This window comes from Nonomuraea sp. NPDC048916, from assembly GCF_040649575.1.
Taxonomy (GTDB): domain Bacteria; phylum Actinomycetota; class Actinomycetes; order Streptosporangiales; family Streptosporangiaceae; genus Nonomuraea.
In genome coordinates this window covers 1-20,404 of sequence record NZ_JBEZFS010000064.1, presented here as the reverse complement: position 1 = coordinate 20,404, position 20,404 = coordinate 1, and the positions used below count along the sequence as shown (strand labels likewise).

General features: G+C 72.2%; 17 protein-coding genes and 1 pseudogene. 12 read left to right on the top strand and 6 right to left on the bottom strand.

Going from position 1 to position 20,404, the window contains the following annotated elements; genetic code table 11:
• Positions 1-9 precede the first annotated feature (9 nt).
• The gene (locus AB0C16_RS38210) at positions 10-1,056 is read left to right on the top strand and encodes an ABC transporter substrate-binding protein (protein WP_357690705.1); all 1,047 of its coding nucleotides are present in this window, start codon (positions 10-12) and stop codon (positions 1,054-1,056) included.
• A gap of 131 nt (positions 1,057-1,187) precedes the next feature.
• Here AB0C16_RS38210 and AB0C16_RS38205 read toward each other — a convergent pair whose 3' ends face one another.
• Both AB0C16_RS38205 and AB0C16_RS38200 read right to left on the bottom strand, forming a co-directional pair.
• Positions 1,188-1,982: an FCD domain-containing protein gene (locus AB0C16_RS38205; protein WP_357690703.1), complete on the bottom strand. Its 795-nt coding sequence runs from the start codon at positions 1,980-1,982 to the stop codon at positions 1,188-1,190.
• 97 nt (positions 1,983-2,079) lie between these two features.
• On the bottom strand, positions 2,080-3,675 hold the full coding sequence (locus tag AB0C16_RS38200; RefSeq protein ID WP_357690701.1) for an AMP-binding protein: 1,596 nt from the start codon (positions 3,673-3,675) through the stop codon (positions 2,080-2,082).
• 103 nt (positions 3,676-3,778) lie between these two features.
• On the opposite strand from AB0C16_RS38200, the gene AB0C16_RS38195 reads away from it, so the two are divergent.
• The 7 genes from AB0C16_RS38195 to AB0C16_RS38165 all read left to right on the top strand — a co-directional run bounded on the left by AB0C16_RS38195 (position 3,779) and on the right by AB0C16_RS38165 (position 11,929).
• Positions 3,779-4,591 carry an enoyl-CoA hydratase-related protein gene (locus AB0C16_RS38195; protein WP_357690699.1) on the top strand — a complete coding sequence of 271 codons (813 nt, stop codon included), beginning with the start codon at positions 3,779-3,781 and terminating at the stop codon, positions 4,589-4,591.
• The gene (locus AB0C16_RS38190; protein ID WP_357690697.1) at positions 4,588-6,438 is read left to right on the top strand and encodes an AMP-binding protein; all 1,851 of its coding nucleotides are present in this window, start codon (positions 4,588-4,590) and stop codon (positions 6,436-6,438) included. The genes AB0C16_RS38195 and AB0C16_RS38190 overlap by 4 nt, the downstream gene beginning before the upstream one ends.
• Positions 6,435-7,193, top strand: coding sequence for an acyl-CoA thioesterase domain-containing protein (locus AB0C16_RS38185; RefSeq protein WP_357690695.1), 759 nt, complete (start codon positions 6,435-6,437; stop codon positions 7,191-7,193). The genes AB0C16_RS38190 and AB0C16_RS38185 overlap by 4 nt, the downstream gene beginning before the upstream one ends.
• A 108-nt stretch (positions 7,194-7,301) precedes the next feature.
• Positions 7,302-8,504 carry an ABC transporter substrate-binding protein gene (locus tag AB0C16_RS38180; RefSeq protein WP_357690693.1) on the top strand — a complete coding sequence of 401 codons (1,203 nt, stop codon included), beginning with the start codon at positions 7,302-7,304 and terminating at the stop codon, positions 8,502-8,504.
• Positions 8,505-8,508: 4 nt separating this feature from the next.
• Positions 8,509-9,366 (top strand): branched-chain amino acid ABC transporter permease, encoded by an 858-nt coding sequence (locus AB0C16_RS38175; protein WP_357690691.1) that lies wholly within the window; start codon positions 8,509-8,511, stop codon positions 9,364-9,366.
• Between the two features lie 5 nt (positions 9,367-9,371).
• Positions 9,372-11,213 (top strand): branched-chain amino acid ABC transporter ATP-binding protein/permease, encoded by a 1,842-nt coding sequence (locus tag AB0C16_RS38170; RefSeq protein ID WP_357690747.1) that lies wholly within the window; start codon positions 9,372-9,374, stop codon positions 11,211-11,213.
• Positions 11,210-11,929 carry an ABC transporter ATP-binding protein gene (locus AB0C16_RS38165; protein WP_357690689.1) on the top strand — a complete coding sequence of 240 codons (720 nt, stop codon included), beginning with the start codon at positions 11,210-11,212 and terminating at the stop codon, positions 11,927-11,929. The genes AB0C16_RS38170 and AB0C16_RS38165 overlap by 4 nt, the downstream gene beginning before the upstream one ends.
• A gap of 90 nt (positions 11,930-12,019) precedes the next feature.
• Here the strand turns inward: AB0C16_RS38165 and AB0C16_RS38160 are convergent, their stop codons facing one another.
• The 3 genes from AB0C16_RS38160 to AB0C16_RS38150 are packed head-to-tail and all read right to left on the bottom strand — an operon-like array spanning position 12,020 to position 15,025.
• Entirely contained in the window at positions 12,020-12,577 is a 558-nt protein-coding gene (locus tag AB0C16_RS38160) for a flavin reductase family protein (RefSeq protein WP_357690687.1), read from the bottom strand.
• Between the two features lie 2 nt (positions 12,578-12,579).
• Positions 12,580-13,914, bottom strand: coding sequence for an acyl-CoA dehydrogenase family protein (locus tag AB0C16_RS38155; protein ID WP_357690685.1), 1,335 nt, complete (start codon positions 13,912-13,914; stop codon positions 12,580-12,582).
• A gap of 58 nt (positions 13,915-13,972) precedes the next feature.
• Entirely contained in the window at positions 13,973-15,025 is a 1,053-nt protein-coding gene (locus tag AB0C16_RS38150) for an alpha/beta hydrolase (protein ID WP_357690683.1), read from the bottom strand.
• A gap of 94 nt (positions 15,026-15,119) precedes the next feature.
• Between AB0C16_RS38150 and AB0C16_RS38145 the strand changes: the two genes are divergently transcribed.
• Genes AB0C16_RS38145 through AB0C16_RS38130 form a run of 4 tightly spaced genes read left to right on the top strand, consistent with a single transcriptional unit; the run spans position 15,120 to position 19,394 of the window.
• Entirely contained in the window at positions 15,120-16,268 is a 1,149-nt protein-coding gene (locus AB0C16_RS38145) for an acyl-CoA dehydrogenase family protein (RefSeq protein WP_357690682.1), read from the top strand.
• Complete coding sequence (fabG, locus tag AB0C16_RS38140) at positions 16,265-17,113, top strand: 3-oxoacyl-ACP reductase FabG (protein ID WP_357690680.1); 849 nt, start codon at positions 16,265-16,267, stop codon at positions 17,111-17,113. The genes AB0C16_RS38145 and fabG overlap by 4 nt, the downstream gene beginning before the upstream one ends.
• Before the next feature lie 31 nt (positions 17,114-17,144).
• The gene (locus AB0C16_RS38135) at positions 17,145-18,356 is read left to right on the top strand and encodes an acetyl-CoA C-acetyltransferase (RefSeq protein ID WP_357690678.1); all 1,212 of its coding nucleotides are present in this window, start codon (positions 17,145-17,147) and stop codon (positions 18,354-18,356) included.
• Between the two features lie 9 nt (positions 18,357-18,365).
• Positions 18,366-19,394, top strand: a complete 1,029-nt coding sequence (locus AB0C16_RS38130; protein ID WP_357690676.1) for an LLM class F420-dependent oxidoreductase — start codon at positions 18,366-18,368, stop codon at positions 19,392-19,394.
• Between the two features lie 215 nt (positions 19,395-19,609).
• On the opposite strand, the pseudogene AB0C16_RS38125 reads toward AB0C16_RS38130, so the two are convergent.
• A pseudogene (locus tag AB0C16_RS38125) lies at positions 19,610-20,284 on the bottom strand (WYL domain-containing protein); the annotation flags it as partial.
• Positions 20,285-20,404 lie beyond the last annotated feature (120 nt).

Below are 20,404 nucleotides of genomic sequence, written 5' to 3'. Positions count from 1 at the left end.
GGACCCCCCGTGACCGATCGGCTCTCGATGCGGAGTCGCGCCGTGGCCGCGTTCGCCCTCTCGACCCTTGCCCTCGGCGTGCTCGCCGGCTGTGGCAACGGCGAAGAGCAGCAGGACGTGTCCGCCGGCGGACCCACCACCCTCAAGGTCGGCTACATCTCTGGAGCCTCCCTCGCGCCGGCCTTCGTCGCCGACGCCCTCGGCTGCTTCCAGAAGGAGGGCCTGACGGTCGAGTACACACCGATCAAGAACCCGGCGGACGCGATCGCCTTCCTGTCCACCGGCAAGCTCGACGCCTATGTCGGATCGCCGTCGGCCGGCATGTTCAACCAGGTGGCCAAGGGCGCCGAGCTCAAGATGGTCGCCTCGCTGGGCTCGGTCAACACGCCCGAGGGCGAGGCGGCGCCGAGCGGCCTGTTCGGCGCCAAGAGCGTGAAGACGGCGCAGGACCTCAAGGGCAAGCGGGTGGGAGTCCTCGGCACCGTCGGCACCGCCACGTCCTACCTGCTCGGCAAGTCCCTCGAAGCCGGCGGCCTCACCTTCGACGACGTCGAGCTGGTCTCGCTCGCGCTGCCCGACATGGTCCCGGCGCTCAAGAACGGCGGCATCGAGGGGGCCCTCCTCATCGCCCCCGAGACGCAGAAGGCGCTCGAACAGGATGTCGCCCACGCGCTCGTCGACTCCAAGAAGGCCTACGGCACGAGCACGACCTCCGGCATCATGTACGGCCCCGGCCTCCTCAAGGACGACCGGGCCGCCGGTGTGAAGTTCATCAAGGCGACCGCCTGCGCCACGCAGCAGATGCTGGGCGACTGGCGCAAGGACGCCAAGGTCGTCTCGGCGCTGGCGACGTTCATGAAGGTGCCGGACGAGACGATCAGCAAGGGCGGCCTGTACGTCTTCGACCCCACCCTGAAGGTGAACACGAGCACCCTGACGGAGATGCAGGAGATGTTCATGAAGGTGAAGGGCACGCTCACCTACGACGAGGTCATCTCGGCCGACAAGCTCGTCGACGACGGCATCCGCGCCGAGGCCGTCGGCCAGCCGAGCTGACGGAACCCGCGAAGGCAGCGCGAACGGAGGGCCTTCCCCGCCGGCGGTCCAACCGTCCCGGGAGAACGCCCTCCGTTCGCGCTGCGTGTGCGGGGGGGGGCGGACCCCCCCCCGGCACCGGGCCTTTCGTCCTAGTGGGTGGAGTAGTCGAGGTTGTCGAGCAGGTCGGTGTTGACCACGTCGCCGTTGGCGGAGCCGAGGCTCGATCGCCTGGTCGCGGCCAGGTGGGCGCCGGCCAGCTTGACGGCCCGCGCCCCGTCGCCGGCCTCGATCGCGTCGACGATCTTCTCGTGGTCGCGAAGCGCCGCCCGGCGGGACTTGCGGGCCATCGGCGAGTCGGGATCGGTCTCCTCGTTGAGCGAGGCCTCGGACCACACGGTGGACTCGTGGGCGGTCCAGATGATCTCGAGGGAGCCGATGATGACGATCATCGTCTCGTTGCCGCAGGTCTCGACGAGCTTCTCGTGGAAGCGCCGGGCCCGGATGGGGAACTGCTCGGGATCGTCGAACGCCTCGTGCTGCTCCTCGATGACGCGGCGCAGCTCGGGCACCGTCGTCTCGGCGCGGTCGGGGCGCGCGGCGCAGAGCGCGACGCACGTGGGCTCGAGGTGGAGCAGGGCGCCGCTCACATCGGCCATGTTCGTGCGCCGCGTCTGCAGGACCATGCTGATCGTGCGGGCGATGCGCTGCGGCGTGGGCAGGTGCACGACGGCGCCTCCGACGTTGCCGCGCCGGACCGAGACGAGGCCTTCGGTCTCGAGGATCCGCATGGCCTCGCGCACGGCGGGCAGGCTGACCCGGAACTCGGTGAAGAGGTGCTCTTGACGGGGCAGGCTGTCGCCCTCCGTCAGCCGGCCCGCAAGGATGTCGTCGCGCAACTTCGCGGCGACGATCTCGGCGAGACGCGGCTGTCGTAGCTGTCGCACAGGACCCCTCCCGAATCAGATGGCGACACGGACGGGCGTCGGACTGGCGCTGTCAATGTCGTGTATAACCCCGGCGTCAATCATACAATCATTAGGACTACAGCGTAACTTCTGGCGGAGGAACGGTGACGTTCAGCTCTCGGCGGAGCAGCTTGCCCACGTCGGAGCGGGGCATCGTCTCGACCTCGGCGAAGACCACCGGCACCTTGTAGGGGGCCAGATGCTCGCGGCACCAGGCTGCGAGCGCCACGGCGTCGACCTCACCCGACTGGGGCACGATCCAGGCGTAGGGCACCTCGCCGAGGCGGCGGTCGGGCACCCCCGCGACCGCGGCGTCACGCACGGAGGGGTGGCGCCGCAGCACCTCCTCGACCTCGTCGGGGAAGACCTTGAGCCCGCCGCGGTTGATCATATCGCTGACCCTGCCCTCGATCCACAGGAAGCCGTCGGCGTCCAGCCGGCCGATGTCGCCGGTGCGCAGGAAGCCGTCCACGATCCGGTCGTCGTCCTGCGGCCCGGACGAGCCGTCGGCGCCGGCGTAGCCGCGCATCCGGAACGGTGACCGGACGTGGATGTGGCCGAGCTCGCCCGGCGCGACATCCTGGTCGTTCTCGTCCAGGATGCGCAGGTCGACGTCGTCGTACGGGCGGCCCACGGCGCCGAGCTTCTCCGTCCCGAAGCCGCGGATGTCCTCGATCGTCCACCCGACCACCTCGCCGCCGAGCTCGGTCTGGCCGTAGGAGTTGAGGACGAGGACGCCGAACCGCTCGTGGAAGCGCCGGGCGGTGGCCGGTGAGAGCGGCGCCGTGATGGATCGGACGATCTCCAGCGGCTCCAGCGTGTCGATCTCGAGGCTGTCGCACAGCATCGTGATCATGGCCGGTGCGAGGACCGTGGACTTGAGCCGGTGGGTGCGGATCGCGAGGGCGAAGGCCGGTGGGGTGAACCGGTCGAGCAGGACGACGCCGAACCCCGCGCGGAGCGAGAACAGGGTGTTGAAGATCCCGGCCCAGAGCGCGAGCGACAGCGGGATCAGATTGACCCGGATCGTCCGCCGGGTCTCGCGCGGGCCGGGACCGCGCCGGCGCAGCTTGCGCAGGCTCGAGTCGAGGGCGTCGATCGTGCTGCGGTGGCGCAGCAGGACGGCCTTGGGCTTGCCCGTGGTCCCCGAGGTGCGCAGGACCAGGGCGATGTCGTTGTCGTAGGTCCTTGCCGGAGCGGTCATCGGCCGCCGGACCGCCGCGCTCCACGCGGTCTCGTCGAGCTCGACCATGCCGAGGTCGCCGAGCTCGGCGCTCTGGCGGTCGAGGTCTTCGGCGGTGCCGAGGAGCAGGCAGACCGGGGTGTCGGCGACGAGGTCCGCCACCTCGCGGCCGGTGCCGCGGCGGTTGATCGGCATGAAGACGGCGCCCACCGTCCAGACCGCGAACATCGCGACGACCCCGGTCATCCCCGACCCGACCAGCGCGCCGACGGGATGGCCCGGGCCCACTCCGGCGCGGGTCAGCTCGGCGGCCACCCGTGACACGGCCGCGCGCAGCTCGGCGTAGCTCAGGGTGCCGGCGGTCGAATGCACCACGGTGGTGTCGTCGAGCGCGGGGAGGTCGTCCAGCAGCTCGACCAGCGACCGGTCGCGCCGCTCGGCCGAAGGCGGGGTGGGGGGCCCGCCTTCGGTGGGAACGCTCGTGCTCATCGCCATCCTCTCACTCAGCCGTCTTGCAACTCAATCATTGTAAAGATAGCAATAAGCATATGGGTAGGCTGGCGCGGCGAGAGTCCATCTTTATAATGCTTGCATGCTAAGTGAGTACCCGGCCGTCGGCGGAGTCGAGATCGACCTGACCGGCGGCGTCCTGGCCCTGCGCCTGAACGACCCGCGCAGGCGCAACGCGCTGGACGACCGATCGCTGCGCGCGCTCGTCGACGCCCTCGAGCTCGCCCAGAACGACGAGCGGGTCCGTGCCGTACTCCTGTCCGGAGCGGGCGACGACTTCTGCAGCGGCTTCGACATCGTCGGGCGCAACGCCGGCCAGGGCGCGCGGCCCCGGCCGGGAGCGATCCAGCGCCGCCTGCCCTCCCAGGCCCACCGCCTGATCCCCCAGCTGTGCGAGCTGCAGGTCCCGGTCGTGTGCGCCGTGACGGGCTACGCGGTCGGGATCGGGTTCCAGCTCGCGCTCGCCGCCGACTTCACGGTCGCCGACCCCACGGCCACCTTCTGGCAGCCGTTCGTCACCCGCGGGATGACCCCCGACAGCGGGGCGACCTGGCTGACCACGCGGGCGGTCGGCCCGCTGCGCGCCCGCCGGCTGCTCATGCTCGGCGAGCGTCTCAACGCCGCGACGGCGCACGAGTGGGGCATCGTCCACGAGGTCGCCGCACGGGGCGAGGCGGTCGAGGCGGCCCGCGCGCTCGCCGCCGGGCTGGCCGCCGGGCCGACGGTGGCGCTCGGCCTCACCAAGGCACTCATCAACCAGGCCGCCGACGCCGCCCTGCGCGAGCAGTTGCCCGCCGAGGCGTACTCGCTGGAGATCTCCTCGCGCAGCCAGGACTTCCGCGAAGGGCTCACCGCCTTCGTCGAGAAGCGCGAGCCGAAGTTCGCCGGGCGATGAGCGGCGCCGGGCGCCTCGCCGCCGCCGGGAGCACGCCGGGCGCGGAAAGCGCGGACCGGACGGGCGCGGACCGGACGGGCGCGGACCGGACGGGCGCGGAGCAGACGGGCGCGGACCGGACGGGCGCGGAGCAGACGGGCGCGGACCGGACGGGCGCGGAGCAGACGGGCGCGGAGCAGACGGGCATGCAGGGAAGGGGATCGATGAACGACGATCAGGCGGCGGAGCGGACCATCCCGCGGATGCTGATGGCCAGCGCGGAGCGCTTCGGCGACCGGCTCGCCGTCATCGACGGCGAGGCCGTCCTCACCTTCCGCGAGCTGCGCGACGCGGCCCTGGCGGTCGCCCGCGCCGCCCTCGCGCTCGGAATCGAACGCGGCGACCGGGTGGGCGTCTGGGCGCCCAACTCCCACCGCTGGATCACCGTGTCGCTCGGCCTGCACTGCGCCGGCGCGACCGTCGTGCCCGTCAACACGCGCTACCGCGGCCCCGAGGCGCGCGAGATCCTGGCCCGGGTCCGCGCGAAGGCGGTCTTCGTCGACGGCGGCTTCCTCGGCTACGACTACGCCGGCGTCGTCCGCGAGCCGGGCGAGGAGGAAGGGGCCTCCCTGGACGATCTCGCCGTCGTCGACATGCTGGGCGCGGGAACGCCGGGAGACCCCCGCCTGCTCGGCTGGGACGGCTTCCTCGCGCTCGGCGAGCGGGTGACGGGGGAGGCCGCGAGGGAGGCGGCGAGCGCGGTGCGGCCGGACGACCTGGCCGAGGTGATCTTCACCTCCGGCACCACCGGGCGGGCCAAGGGGGTCACGATCCCGCACGGCCCCTCGCTGGACCTGTACGCGACGTACGGCCGCGTCTGGGGGTTGCGCCCCGGCGACCGTTACCTGGTCACGCTGCCGTTCTTCCACACGGGCGGCAACAAGGCCGGGATGATCACGAGCCTCCTCCACGGTCTGACCGTCGTGCCGATGGCGGTCTTCGACCCGGTCGAGGCGATGCGGCTCATCGAGGCTCACGGGATCTCGGTCATGAACGGCTCGCCCACCATCTACTACTCGCTGCTGGAGAGCTCCGAACGCGGCTCGTACGAGCTCGGCTCGCTGCGCGTGGCCGCCACGGGAGCCGCGGTCGTGCCGGTGGCGCTGGTCGAGCGCGCGCGCTCGGAGCTGCCGTTCGAGCACTTCATCACCGCGTACGGGATGACCGAGTGCTTCGGCACGGCCACCATGTGCCGCGTGGGCGACTCCGCGGACGTGATCGCCCGCAGCAACGGCCGGGCCCTGCCGGGCGTCGAGCTCAAGGTCGTCGACGGCGAAGGCCGGGACCTTCCTCCCGGCGAGCCGGGTGAGGTGCTGATCCGCGGCGCCAACGTCACGCCCGGCTACTGGGAGGACCCGGCGGCCACCGGGGAGGCGATCGACGCGGCGGGCTGGCTGCACTCGGGCGACATCGGGACGCTGGACGCGGACGGCAACCTCAAGATCACCGATCGGCTCAAGGACCTGTTCTTCGTCGGCGGTTTCAACGTGTCGCCGGCCGAGGTGGAGCAGGTTCTCGCCCGCCACCCGGCGGTCGCGGAGGTCGCCGTCGTCGGGGTGCCGGACCCGAGGCTGGGGGAGGTGGCCAAGGCCTACGTCGTGCCGCGCAGGGGGGCCGAGGCCCGCGGCGAGGAGATCATCGCCTGGGCGCGCGAGAGGATGGCGAACTTCAAGGTGCCCCGGACGGTCGAGCTCGTCTCCACGCTGCCGCGCAATGCCAGCGGCAAGGTGCTGAAGGGCGAGCTGCGCGCGCTCATCGCGGATGGAGACGCCGGCGGAGCCCGCGACAGCGGTCGGGCGGCGACGTGAGCGCCTCCGCCTGGCCCAGGGGCGACCTCGATCCCGGCTCCGGAGTGACGGTGGGCGCCGAGATCTGCGCTCACGGCCGGCTCTTCGGCGGCTGGGGGCTGGGGCTGCTCGCCGAGGTCGCGCAGCGCTCGACGGGACGGCGGCTGGGCGACCTGTCCGTGAGCTACCTGCGTCCGGTCGCCGAGGGGAGCCGGTTGGAGGTGGCCTGCGAGCCGCTCGCGGTGGGACGGTCGCTGGGGCACTACCGGCTCGACGCCACGGACGGCGGGCTGACGGCCCTCGCGGGCACGGCGGTGGTCGGACCGGGGCCGGGGCCGGTGGAGCACACGGGTCGCCCGCCTCGCGTCCCGCCGCCCGGGGACTGCCCCGAGCGCCCGTACATGTCGGGGCCCGGCGCCGGGACGGCGGTGCTCCTCGACGTCCGCAGCGCCCGTGACGAGATGGGAGCGGGTGTCGCCGGCTCGGCGCTGCTGTGGGCCCGGGTGCGCTGCGACCTGGCCGACGAGGTGCGGCTGGCGGTGGTCAGCGACCACGTGCCCTACCTGCTGCGCCGCGCGTTCCCCGAGCTGGCCCGGGTCGCCACGGTCGGCGCCTCGCTGCGCGTGCTGGGCGGGCCGGTGGCCGAGTGGGTCCTGCTCGACGTGAGCCTGGTGGCCTGTGCCGGGCGGACCGCCGTCGGCAGGGTCGTCATGTGGTCGGGAGGGACCACCCTGGCCGGGGTCGCCGAGCAGACCGCGCGGCTGACTCCGGGTTGACCTGGCGATCGACCGCGAAATTCTCGCCGGACGCATTGCCACCGGGCCTCACACATGCCAGCCTATGCTTTATAGGATTCAATCATAGCTAAGATAGGTAGGAATCCGATGAAGGCTCGACAGGCTCGGTGGGCGGCGCTGGTGGCCGTCGCGCTGATGCTCCCAGCGTGCGGCACGTCAGATGAGGCGGGAGCGAAGGAGGCGAACGAACCCTTCGTGATCATGATGAGCGCGGGCGCCGACGCCGGACCGGTCACCGACCAGTTGCTGACGGGCGTGACCGCGGCCAGGGCGGGGGTGGCGACGGTCAACGAGGCCGGCGGCGTCAACGGACGCCAGGTGCAACTCCTCGAGTCGCCCGACAACGCCAACCCGACGAAGGCGTTGAGCGCCCTGCGCGCGCAGATCGCGAAGAAGAAGCCCGACGCCTACATCGTCAGTGCCGGCTCGAACGTCAGCGCCGCCGTCGCCCCGATCCTGAACCAGAACAAGATCCTCTTCATGAACGCCGCCAACATCCCGGCGACCGCGGACCCCAAGCAGCACCCGCTGGCGTTCAACCTGGCCGCCTCGCCCCAGGTCGTGGTCGACGGCTACCTGCCGGAGTTCGAGGCCAAGGGCTACAAGAAGATCGGGATCCTGCACGGCAACTCCGCCTACGCGAAGGCGTTCGGCGAGCTGGCCGAGACCACCTTCAAGAAGGCCGGCTACGACGTCGTCGGAGTCGAGTACGACTCGGCCGCGCTCGACATGACCGCGCAGATCTCCACCCTGCGGGACGCCGCCCCCGACGTGGTCGTCTTCAACGCCTACGGAGCCCCCGCCGGCTACGTCCTCAAGGGCATCACCAAGCTGGGATGGGACGTCCCGCTGCTGGGCGACACGTCGGTGTCCTCCACGCCGCTGATCACCCAGGAGCCGCCCGTGGGCCTGCTGGGCTCGCCGGACCTGAAGAACCTCACGCTCGAGGTGACCAAGAGCACCGTGTACGACCCCGCGGCCGAGGCCACCAACAAGGCCGTCAAGGCGATGACGTCGATCGGCCAGATCAAGGGGTCGATGAACAACTGCCTCGGCTACGACGCGATCCTGCTCATCGCGGCCGCGGCCAAGGGCGCGAACAGCACCGACCCGGCGGCCATGGCCAAGGCGCTGGAGGACCCGAAGGTCACCGAGAGCGCCGGAACGGCCATCTACGCGACCTACCCGTACTCGGCCGACTCGCACGAGCCGAAGCTCCCCGTCGACACGCACTCCTTCGCCAAGCCGGGCCCCATCGTGAACGGCCAGCTGGGCTCTCCGGGAAATTAGCGAAATGACGCTCATCTACGCAGGACTGTCGCTTGGCGCGGTGTACGCGCTGGTGGCGATCGGCTACAACATCGTCTTCGTCGCCTCGCGCTCGTTCAACTTCGCGCAGGCGCAGCTGATGATGATCGGCGCCTTCGTCGCGTACACCGGCTATGTGACTCTCGGACTGCCCGCGATCGTCGTCGTCGTGCTGGCGATGGTCGTGGTCATGCTCGTGGCCGCGATCCTGGAACGGGTCGCGGTCCGCCCGGTCGCCGACCACCAGACCCAGCTGATCACGACTCTCGGCTTCGGAACCGTGCTCACCGGCCTGGCCCAGCTCATCTGGGGCTCGCAGCCGCTGGACGTCCCGTTCTTCGGCGCCAAGGAGGCGATGACCCTCTTCGGCGGGCGCCTCTACTCCTTCGAACTCGGCCTGATCGTGCTGTCCGTCGTGCTCGTCGCCGTCATCCACGTCTACAACCGCAGGATGATGAGCGGCCTGGCCATCGTCGCCATGTCACAGGACGACGAGGCGGCCGTGCTGCGCGGGATCAACGTGCGCAAGCTCGCGTTCGCCGCGTTCGCGATCACCGGCCTGCTCGCCGGACTGATGGGGTTCTTCATCGGGCCCAAGACCTTCGCCGTGGCCACGCTCGGGTCGGCGCTCGCGCTCAAGGGCTTCGTCGCGCTCGCCATCGGCGGTTTCGGCAGCTTCTACGGCGGGCTGGCCGGCGGCTTCGTGGTCGGCCTGGTCGAGGAGCACGCCGCCCGCTATCTCGGCTCGGAGTTCAGCAACCTGAGTGTCTTCCTGATCCTCATCCTGGTGCTGATGCTCCGCCCGACGGGCTTGTTCGGTCAGATACAGGAACGGACGGTTTGACGACGGTGAACTGGTGGAAGACGCTCAGGGCGGTGCCGTCGTGGGTCTATCCCTCGATGCTGGGAGTGTTCCTCCTGGTGCTCCCCGTCCTGCAGCCGGGATATTCGGTGACCAGGCAGGTGGAGCTGACGCTCATCCTCGCGCTCATCGTCAGCGGTCTCAACCTCTCGCTCGGCTACGCCGGTCAGCTCGCGATCGGCCAGGTGGCCATGTACGCGGCCGGCGCCTACACCGCGGGCATCATCGCGATGGCCGGCGTGACGGACATCCTGGTCCAACTGCTCGCCGCGGGCCTGGCCGCGCTGGTCGTCGGGATCCTCACCGGCATCCCGGGCCTGCGCCTGGGCTCCTGGTCGCTGGCCATGACGTCGTTCTTCCTCGTCCTGCTGGTGCCGGACATCGTGTCGATCTTCGAGGAGCACACAGGCGGGCAGCTGGGCCTGTCGGGCATCCCCGGAGCCACCCTGCTCGGCTTCCAGCTCACGCCGACCCATTTCTACCTGACCGTCGTGACCGTGGCGATCTTGTGGTTCGCGGCGTTCCGCAACATCATCGCCTCCCGCCACGGGATCGCGTTCCAGGTGCTCAAGCAGAGCCCGGTGCTGGCCTCCTCGGTCGGCATGTCCGTCTTCCGGATCAAGCTCAGCGGCTACGCGACCGGCGCCGTCCCCGCCGGCCTGGCCGGTGCGCTCTTCGCCAACCTCGACCTGTTCGTGTCGCTGGAGGCGTTCGGCTTCCACGTCGCGACCGGGGCGCTGGCCGCCTCCATCCTGGGCGGCTCGGTCAGCGTCTACGGCGCCGTCCTCGGCGCGGCGGTCGTGGAGTACGCCAGCTCCCAGTCCGACAGCTTCCAGGAGTACTCGCTGGTCTTCTTCGGGCTGTTCCTCCTCCTCGGCGGCGTCCTGATGAGCGGCGGAGTCGCCGGGGTCGCCCGCACGTTCGTCGCCCGGCTCGACCGGGCCGCCGGCCTCGTCGGGCGCGGGCCGTCGAAGGCTGGCGACGGCGAGGCGATCCACCGCATCGACGGCGGCCTGCTCGAGGTCACCGGGATCTCCAAGGCCTTCGGCGGGAACCGGGTGCTCACCGACGTGTCGCTGCGCGCCGAACCCGGCCGCGTCACGGCGCTGATCGGCCCCAACGGCTCCGGCAAGACGACGCTGCTCAACCTCGTCTGCGGCTACTACCGGCGCGACGCCGGCGAGATCACCCTGGACGGCACCCCGATCAGGACGGCGGCGACCCACCGCATCGCCCGGCTGGGAGTGGCCAGGACGTTCCAGACGCCGCTGATCCCGCCGTCCATCACGGTCCGCGACGTCGTGGCCTCCGGCCGCTACACGGTCGAGGACATGTCGTTCGCCGGCGCGATCCTGCGCACCCCCCGGTTCCGGGCGATCCAGCGGCGCGACCGGCAGCGGGCGGACGAGATGCTCAGGCTGGTCGGCCTGGAGGACGTCGCCGACACCGAGGCGGCCACGCTGCCGCTCGGCATGCGACGGATGCTGGAGGTCGCGCGCGCCCTGGTGGCCGAGCCCAAGGTGCTGCTCCTCGACGAGGCGGCGTCCGGCCTGGACGAGGGCGAGGTCGAGACCCTGGCCGGGGTGATCCGCCGGATCCGCGACGCCGGCTGCACCATCATCCTGGTCGAGCACAACTTCGGCCTCGTGCTGTCGCTGGCCGACGAGATCGTGGTCCTGGCGCGCGGCTCGGTGCTGGCCTCCGGCACGCCGTCCGACATCGCGAACGACCCTCGCGTCCGCGACGAGTACCTGGGCGCCGGCGACCAGGACGTGCGGCTGGACGACTCGGTCATCGCGGCCGCGGCCCGACAGGAGACATCATCATGACCGACCCCCTGCTGACGGTGGAGCACCTGGCGACCGGCTACGGCGACCTCCGCGCCGTCTGGGACGTCTCGTTCCAGGTCTGGCCCGGCCGCATCACCGCCCTGCTCGGCCGCAACGGCTCCGGCAAGACCACCTCGCTGCGGGCCGTCGCCGGGCTCAACCCGGTGCACGGCGGCACCATGACCTACGACGGCCGGTCGCTGGAGAGCGTCCCCGCCCACAGCCGGGTGGCACTCGGCGTGAGCTACGTCCAGGAGGGCAAGCGGGTCTTCCGCACGCAGACCGTGCGGGAGAACCTGCTGCTGGGCGGCTACAGCCTGAAACTGCGCCGCAGGGCGCTGGAGAACGAGCTCGGCAGGATCTACGAGCTCTTCCCGATCCTGCACGACAAGCGCGACGACCCGGCCGGGTCGCTCTCCGGCGGCCAGCAGCAGATGGTGGCCATCGGCCAGGCCCTGATGGCCAAGCCGCGCCTGCTCATGCTGGACGAGCCGTCGGGCGGCCTCGCGCCGTCGGTGGTGGCCGAGGTCATGGCACGCGTCTCGGCACTCAAGGACTCCGGCCTGGCCATCCTGCTGGTCGAGCAGGCCGTCGAGGCGGCGGTGGACGTCGCCGACCACGTGACGGTGATCGACATCGGCAAGGTCGTGGTCAGCTCCCCGGTCGGTGAGATCGACGACCTGGAGCAGATCAAGGACGCCTGCATGGGCCGGTGACCCGCCGGCCCCCACCACCCACCCCCCGCGACCTGCCCGCCGGCCGGGCAGGTCACCGGTGATGGGGACAGCGGTCTCCGGCCGGGCAGGTCACTGCCATTCGGACAGCGGCCACCAGTCGGCCGGCGCGAGCGGCTCGCGGGACAGGCGGCGGAACCTCGAGCCGTGGAACACCACCGGCTCGGCTCCGCCGCCCGCCCGCGCCCGCTCGATCAGCAGGAACACGATCTCGTGGTCGCCGGCGGGGGCGGTCCCGGTGATGGAGCACGTCATGGTCACGGCCGCGCCCGCCACGAACAGCTCGCCCTCCGCCCCTTCGACCAGGTCGACTCCCGCGAACCTGTCCGGCGCCCGAGAGGCCAGCCGCCGGGCGAGGTGGCTCTGGCCGCGTTCGAGCACGCTGACTCCGAGCCGGCTGCAGCCGCGCAGCCGCGCCCAGGTGGCCGAACCGGTCCGCACGCACACGCTGACCAGCGGCGGGTCGAGCGAGACCGGAACGAACGAGCTGGCCACGAAGGACTCCGGCCCGCCGCCGACGGTCGCGCAGAGCGCGGCCACCGGCGCGGGCACGCCGGCGAAGATCCCCCGCAGCTCCGGCGCCGTTCCGGAGTGCCGTTCCCAGGACGTGTGGTCATCGTCGTGAGTCATGGTCAGTCCATCAGCGGGGGCGCGAAGGTGTAGGTCATGACCTCGCTGTGCAGCGAGGTCAGGCCCGGCGTGCCGAGATAGATCCGGCCCGCGTCGACGTAGGTGTGCTCGGCGGTGAAGAGGTGCTGGCTGGCGGCGTGGGCGTCGCGGAAGCAGCGCTGGATGACGTGGCCGTTGCGCAGCCCCTCGCTGCCGGAGGCGAGATACACCTCGCGGGTGACCTCGGCGGCCGTGTAGACGGCGTGGGTGGCGGCGACGCGGCAGTCCGCCTGCATCTCCGTCGTCCGCTCCCCGCCGTCCGCCGCGACCCGGTAGAGCCGGGTGAACGCGTCGCGGGTGAACGCGCGGGCCGCCTTGTACCGCGCGGTCCACTGCGCGACGTCGCGCTGCACGGCGAGGCTCTTGTTCAGCACGCCCGACGGCGGCCGCTTCTTCTGCGCCGCCAGCACGGCGAACTCCTCCAGGGCTCGCTGTGCCACGCCGAGCGCGAACGCGGCGTGGCCCACGCCCGGCAGCGACTTGAGGCCCATGGTGTAGAGGGGGCCGCCGCGCAGGGCGTCCATGCCGTCGACCCGGAGGAAGCCCTCCTCGACGAACTGCGGCACGACCTCGTAGTCGTAGCTGCCGGTGGCGACGAGCCCCATGACGTCCCAGCCGCCGAGTAGCTCCACTCTGGCGCGCGGCACGACGCCGATCGCGGTCGAGGGCCGGCCCGCGGCGTCGAGCGCCGGCTCGCCCGACTCGTCGAGGACGCGGTAGCCGCCGAGGAACCAGCCGGCGTGCGACGAGCCGCTCGCGAACGAGAACCGGCCCCGCACCTCGAATCCGCCGGGCACGCGCCGCGCGGTGCCCGCCGGGGGAGCCTGGCCGGCGCACATCGGGTTCGGGCTCTCGGCGATCGCGCGGGCACCGCCCTCGGGCAGCAGCGTGAGCATCGTGCCGGTGCCGCTCATGCTCGCCATGACCGCCCAGCCCGTCGAGCCGTCGGCCCGGGACAGCTCCTGCAGGACGTCGATGAGGACCGACGGCTCGGCCTCGGCGCCGCCGTACTCCCGCGGCGCCATGAGCATCATCGTGCCCGCGGCGACGAGCCGCTCCATGACCTCGTCGTCGACGCGGACGTCACGCTCGGCCTGGTCGGCCCGCTCGATCACGAGCGGCACGATCTTGCGCACCGCGTCCAGCGGATCGCCGTACGGCGACCCGCCGGGCCCGTCAGCGGGCCCGCTGACGGGCCCGCCCAAGAGTCCACCGACGAGCCCTCCCTCGGGCCCGCTGATGGGTTTACCGACGGGCCCGCTGACGGGGCCATTGATGGGCGGATGAGACGCGGTCATCGCTACTCCTTCGTACAACGGGCTGGTGCTTCGCGGGCGCGGCGGTCGTCGGAAGGGGTCATGCCTCGGCCGGCAGCAGCCGGCGTGCCGCCGCGAGAAGGTCCGCGCGGGCGCGCCGGGTGACGGACGTGTCCGGGAAAGTGCTGACCGCGCCGTGGAAGGTGCCCGGATAGAGCCGCAGCTCGGTGGGAACCCCCGCGTCGGTGAGCCGCTGCGCGTAGGCGACGCCCTCGTCGCGCAGCGGGTCCAGCGCGCACACCGAGACGTACGCTGGTGGCAGCCCGGACAGCTCCACGGCCCGGGCGGGCGCGGCGTACGGTGAGACCGCCTGGCCCGGTGGGAGGTCGCGAAGGTAGTGACGCCAGCTGTCGAGCAGGTTCGCGCGAGTCCACAACGGGCTGTCCTCCAGCCGCGACGACGGCGTGATGGCCCGGTCGTCGAGCGCGGGGATGTCGAGCAGCTGGGCGGCGATCCGCGGACCACCCAGGTCGCGAGCCTTCAGGGCGAGGGCGGCGGCGAGGCACGCGCCCGCGCTCGCTCCCGCGACGGCGACGCGCGCCGGGTCGACGCCGAGGTCCGCGGCGTGCTCGGTCACGTGGCGCAGCACGGCCCAGCCGTCGTCCACGGCCGCCGGGTAGGGATGTTCGGGGGCGAGCCGGTAGTCGACCGACAGTACGAGGGCGCCGGTGGCCTCGGCCAGCCCCGCGGGCAGAACCGGGTCGCCGTCGGCGTCCCCCATGACGAATCCACCGCCGTGCAGATAGACGATCGCCGCCCGCAGACCCTCCAACGTGTCGGCCCGCGCGTCGGCCCGCGGGTCGGGCCGTGCGTCAGGCTGCGCGTTGGGACGTGCGTCTGCCCGGGGCGGTGGGACGCAGGGCCGCGCGCCCGGCCGGCCCTGCGGCCGGAAGGTCAGGCAGCGGACCGCCGGGCGCAGTCCGTCCGCGGGCACGGTCAGGTCGCCCCGGACCAGACCGGGAGGAGTCACGAACTCGGGGCGGGCGGCGCGGGCCCGTGCCAGCCGCTCGCGCGCCGCCACCGGGTCGCCGATCTCGGTCGGGACCAGCGACCGGGCGAGCTCGGCGAGCTCGGGATCGAGGTAGCCGTTCATTTCTGCCCCACTCACTGGATCCGAAGCCCGAAACCTCATCTATGCTATGATTACTATTATTAACCCACAGGGTGGCCTCAGGGAAGGGGCGTGGATGGACAGCGGAGAGTTCGCCTCCGTGCTCGACACAGTCCGGAGTTTCGTGCGTGAGGTGGTCGTCCCCGCCGAGGACCTCATCGAGGAGACCGACGAGATCCCCGAGGCGATCCGGCGCGACGCGGCCGCGATGGGGCTGTTCGGCTACGCGCTGCCCGAGGAGTACGGCGGGCTGGGCTGCGGCGCGCTGCAGGACGCGCGGCTGGCGATGGAGCTCGGCTACACGACCCCCGCCTTCCGCTCGATGTTCGGCACCAACAACGGCATCGCCGGGCAGGTCCTGGTCAACTTCGGCACCGAGCGCCAGAAGCGGGAGTTCCTGCCGAGGATGGCCGCCGGCGAGTGCGTGGCGGCCTTCGCGCTCACCGAGTCCGAGGCCGGCTCCGACCCCAGCGGCCTGCGCACGAGCGCCGTCGCCGACGGCGGCGACTACGTCATCAACGGCCACAAGCGCTTCATCACCAACGCCAACTGGTCCGACATCCTCATGGTCTTCGCCCGCACCGGCGGTCCCGGACCCGAGGGAATCTCCGTCTTCGTGGTCGACACCGACGCGCCCGGCGTGACCGTGGGACCGCGGGACAAGAAGATGGGCCAGCGCGGCTCGACCACGGCCGAGATCTTCTTCGACGACGTCCGGGTGCCCGCCTCCCGCCTCGTCGGCGAGGTCGAGAGCGAGGGCTTCGCCGCCGCGATGCGCTCCCTGGCCAAGGGCCGTCTGCACATCGCCGCCTGCTGCGTCGGCATGGCCGGCCGGCTCGTCGAAGAGAGCGTCTCCTACGCCGCCACGGCGAAGCAGGGCGGCACCGTCATCGGCGAGTTCCAGCAGGTCCAGGCCATGCTCGCGGAGTCGCAGACCGACCTGCTGGCCGGCCGCGCCCTCGTCCTGTCGGCCGCCGAGGCCTACGACGACGGCAGCGACCGCCGCATCGCGCCGTCGAGCGCCAAGCTCTTCTGCAGCGAGATGGTCGGCCGCGTCGCCGACCGGGCGGTGCAGATCCACGGCGGCAGCGGCTACATCCACGGGGTGCCGGTCGAGCGCTTCTACCGCGACGCCCGCCTCTACCGCATCTACGAGGGCACCAGCGAGGTCCAGAAGGTGATCATCGCCAGGCAGCTCCTCCGGGCCGCGGCGGCGGAGCGATGACCGCCCCGGGCGCGGGTGCCCCGGGCGCGGGCGGCCCGGGCGCGGGCGGCGGCCTGAGGCCGGGTGCCTCGAGCGCGGGCGGCGCGGGCGCCGGCCCCAACGCGGGTGGCCTGCTCGACGGCCGCACCGCCGTCGTCACGGGCGGCGCCCAGGGCATCGGGCTGGCCGTCGCGCGCACGTTCGTGGCGCAGGGAGCACGGGTCGTCATCGGCGACCTCGACCAGGCCAGGCTCGACGCCGCCGTAGACGAGCTGGGCGGGCCGGAGGTCGCGACCGCCGCGCTCTGCGACGTCCGCGACGGCGAGCACGTCGACCGCCTCATGGCGACCGCCCTCGACTCCTTCGGCAGCCTGGACGTGCTGGTCAACAACGCCGGCATCACCCGCGACGCCACCCTGCGGACGATGACCGAGCAGCAGTTCGACGACGTCGTCGGCGTGCACCTCAAGGGCTGCTGGCACGGGCTGCGCGCGGCGGCCCCGATCATGCGGGAACAGGGGCGCGGGGCCATCGTCAACATGTCGTCCCTGTCCGCCAAGGTCGGCAACATCGGCCAGACCAACTACTCGGCCGCCAAGGCGGGCATCGTCGGCATGACCAAGGCGGCAGCCAAGGAGCTCGCGCCGCGCGGCGTGCGCGTCAACGCCGTCCAGCCGGGACTCATCCGCACCCCGATGACCGAGGCCATGCCGCAGCGGGTCTGGGACTCCAAGATGAGCGAGCTCCCGCTGGGCCGCGCCGGCGAGCCGGAGGAGGTGGCCGCCGTCGTGCTCTTCCTCGCCTCCGACCTGGCGAGCTATCTCACCGGCACCGTCATCGAGGTGACCGGCGGGCGATCGATGTGATCGCCGTACCCCCATCGAGCAGGAGTGCACTGTGCGTGATGCTGTGATCTGTGAGCCCGTGCGTACACCGATCGGACGCTACGGCGGTTCGCTCAGGGCGGTGCCCGTGGCGGAGCTCGGCGCGCAGGCGATGCGCGGCCTGCTCGCCCGCACCGGGATCGAGCCCGACGCGATCGACGACGTCATTCTCGGGCACTGCTACCCGACGAGCGAGGCCCCGGCCCTCGGGCGCGTGGTGGCGCTGGACGCCGGCCTGCCGATCACCGTGCCCGGCCTCACCATCGACCGCCGCTGCGGCTCCGGCCTGCAGTCCATCCTGTACGCCGCCAGGCAGGTCACGTCCGGGGACGCCGAGCTGGTGGTCGCCGGCGGCGCCGAGAGCATGAGCAACGCCGCCCACTTCTCCCGCGACGTGCGGTGGGGCGCCGGTCAGGGCGGGGTCGTGTTCCACGACAGCCTCGAACGCGGCCGGGTCACCGCGGGCGGGCGTCGCCACCCCGTCCCCGGCGGCATGCTCGAGACCGCCGAGAACCTCCGCCGCGAGTACGCGATCCCGCGCGCCGAGCAGGACGCCCTCGCCGTCCTGTCCCATGCGCGGGCCGTCGAGGCGCAGCGCGACGGCAGGTCGGCCGAGGAGATCGTCCCGGTGACCGTGCTTGCCAAGGGCGGCGAGGTAGTCGTCGACCGCGACGAGCACCCGCGCGCCGACACCACGCTGGAGGCGCTGGCCCGCCTGCGCCCCATCCGGGCGGCGGCTGACCCCGAGGCGACGGTGACCGCCGGCAACGCGAGCGGCCAGAACGACGCCGCCGCCCTGTGCGTCGTCACGACCACCGAGCGGGCCGAGGCCCTGGGGCTGCGCCCGCTGGTGCGGCTGGTCTCGTCGGGCGTCGCGGCCGTCGAGCCGCACCGCATGGGCATCGGCCCGGTCCCGGCCACCGCGATCGCCCTGGCCCGCGCCGGCCTCGAACTGCCGGACATCGACGTCATCGAGCTGAACGAGGCCTTCGCGGCGCAGGCCCTCGCGGTGACGCGCGAGTGGGGCTTCGGCGACAAGGACCTCGACCGCGTCAACCCGCGCGGATCCGGGATCTCCCTCGGCCACCCGGTCGGCGCCACCGGCACCCGCATGGTCGGCGCCCTGGCGAGGGAGCTGCACCGCCGCGAGCAGCGCTACGGCCTGGCCACGCTCTGTGTCGGCGGCGGCCAGGGCATCGCGGCGGTCTTCGAGCGGGTCGGCTGAGCGCGCGTCATGAACGATCTCAAGCTGGGCCTCGCGCTGGGCTACTGGGGAGCCGGGCCACCACCCGGCCTGGCCGGCCTGGTCACGGCCGCCGAGCGGCTCGGCTACGACTCGATGTGGGCCGCCGAGGCGTACGGCTCCGACGCCCTCACGCCGCTCGCGTGGCTGGGCGCCCGCACCGGCAGGATGCGGCTCGGCACGTCCATCGTGCAGATGTCGGCGCGCACCCCGGTGGCCACGGCGATGGCCGCGATGACCCTCGACCACCTGTCGGGCGGCAGGTTCACGCTCGGGCTCGGCGCCTCCGGCCCGCAGGTCGTCGAGGGCTGGTACGGCCAGCCGTATCCGAAGCCCCTCGCGCGGACCCGGGAGTACGTCGCGATCCTGCGCCAGGTGCTCGCGCGCGAGAAGGTGAGCTTCGACGGCGAGCACTTCCGCCTGCCGTACCCGGGCGGCAGCGGGCTCGGCAAGCCGCTGCGTTCGACGATCCATCCGCTGCGTCCGCACCTGCCGATCCTGCTCGCCGCCGAGGGCCCGAAGAACGTGGCGCTCGCGGCGGAGATCGCCGACGGCTGGCTGGCGATGTTCTACTCCCCGTACGACGACGCCTACTACCGTGACGCCCTCCGGGAGGGGTTCGCCCGGCGGGGGGCCACCCCGGACGCGTTCGAGGTGACCTGCCGGGTGAACGTCGAGATCGACGACGACGTGGAGGCCGCGGCCGACCGCGTCCGGCCGATGCTCGCGCTCTACGTCGGCGGGATGGGCGCCAAGGGAGCCAACTTCCACTACCAGGCCTTCGCCCGCATGGGCTTCGAAGCGGAGTGCGCCCGCGTCCAGGAGCTCTACCTCGGCGGGCGCAAGGAGGAGGCCGCGGCGGCGATCCCGCTGGCCATGGTGGAGAAGGTCGCGCTGGTGGGACCCCGCGAGAAGATCGCCGAGGAGCTCGGCGCCTGGCGGTCGTCGCTCGTCACCACCATGCTCGTCTCCGGCGACGAGGCCCGCCTGGCCGCGATCGCCGAACTGGCCCACGGCTGACCCGGCCCACCTCGGCCGTGCGGCCCGGGATGGGGTCGCCGCTTTTCCACACCCGGCCGCGCCCCCGGTCGCCGGAACTCTCAAGGGTCAAGACAAGCCTGGTCCCGGCGTCGCCACAGGGGTGAGTGAGGATCCGGCGTGACGTGGGACATGCCGCTGGCCCCCGTGTTGTGAACCGTCGTAGGAGCGAACCGGCTTCCGGCGTGGGGAGGAGGTCAAGACTCGTCCATGTCCGGCACCGCTGAGATCGCCGCACCGGCCGACAGCAGTCTCTCCGCCAGTGCGCGACAGCGCCTCCCGAGCTCCGGAGGGTCGAGCACCTCGAAGTCGTGCCCCAGCAGAAGCATGTGCATGAGCACGAAGTCGAGGCTGCCGGCGCCGCTGAGCACCTCGCAGAGCTCGCTCCCTCGCCGTCGTACGACGGCCGCCGACGCCGGAATCTGCGCGCGCACCGTGTCGGCCGACGCGTGCACGAGGAAGCGCGCCTGGTGCGGGTAGACCCGACTCGCCACACCCTCCTGCACGTACGTCGCCGCGTCGGGCGCCGCGCGCGGGCGGAACCGCCAGGTCCGTGCGGACACATCGGTCATCCGGTCGACGCGGAAACTGCGCCAGTCGTCGCGATCGAGGTCGTAGGCGAGGAGGTACCAGTGCCGGTCGGAGGCGACCAGGCGGTAGGGCTCGGCCCGCCGCCGTCGCACCTCACGCCCGGACGGGTAGTCGAAGCCGGCCTCGACCTCGTCGCGGCAGGCTCTGGCCAGCGTCATGAGCACCTCGGGGTCGACCGGCGTGCGGCCTGCGCCGAAGGACTCCACCGAGCCGGAGAGCGCGCGCACCTCGTGCCGCAACCGGGTGGGCAGCACCCGGTCGAGTTTGGTCAGCGCCCGGACTCACATGGGAGGAGAACCGCTGGGGGGTCTCCCGGGGCGCGGCCGCGTTGAGCGCGTCGATGCGACGGGCGAAGGCCTGGTCGCACTCGCGCAGGCCCAGCTCGATCTCGGCCAGGATCC

Coding starts and splice junctions, on each gene's coding strand:
- AB0C16_RS38190 (WP_357690697.1), top strand. CDS start 4,588: ATGAGCGGCGCCGGGCGCCTCGCCGCCGCCGGGAGCACGCCGGGCGCG.
- AB0C16_RS38175 (WP_357690691.1), top strand. CDS start 8,509: ATGACGCTCATCTACGCAGGACTGTCGCTTGGCGCGGTGTACGCGCTG.
- AB0C16_RS38160 (WP_357690687.1), bottom strand. CDS start 12,577: ATGACTCACGACGATGACCACACGTCCTGGGAACGGCACTCCGGAACG.
- AB0C16_RS38130 (WP_357690676.1), top strand. CDS start 18,366: ATGAACGATCTCAAGCTGGGCCTCGCGCTGGGCTACTGGGGAGCCGGG.
- AB0C16_RS38195 (WP_357690699.1), top strand. CDS start 3,779: ATGCTAAGTGAGTACCCGGCCGTCGGCGGAGTCGAGATCGACCTGACC.
- AB0C16_RS38180 (WP_357690693.1), top strand. CDS start 7,302: ATGAAGGCTCGACAGGCTCGGTGGGCGGCGCTGGTGGCCGTCGCGCTG.
- AB0C16_RS38165 (WP_357690689.1), top strand. CDS start 11,210: ATGACCGACCCCCTGCTGACGGTGGAGCACCTGGCGACCGGCTACGGC.
- AB0C16_RS38150 (WP_357690683.1), bottom strand. CDS start 15,025: ATGAACGGCTACCTCGATCCCGAGCTCGCCGAGCTCGCCCGGTCGCTG.
- AB0C16_RS38145 (WP_357690682.1), top strand. CDS start 15,120: ATGGACAGCGGAGAGTTCGCCTCCGTGCTCGACACAGTCCGGAGTTTC.
- AB0C16_RS38155 (WP_357690685.1), bottom strand. CDS start 13,914: ATGACCGCGTCTCATCCGCCCATCAATGGCCCCGTCAGCGGGCCCGTC.
- AB0C16_RS38200 (WP_357690701.1), bottom strand. CDS start 3,675: ATGAGCACGAGCGTTCCCACCGAAGGCGGGCCCCCCACCCCGCCTTCG.
- fabG (WP_357690680.1), top strand. CDS start 16,265: ATGACCGCCCCGGGCGCGGGTGCCCCGGGCGCGGGCGGCCCGGGCGCG.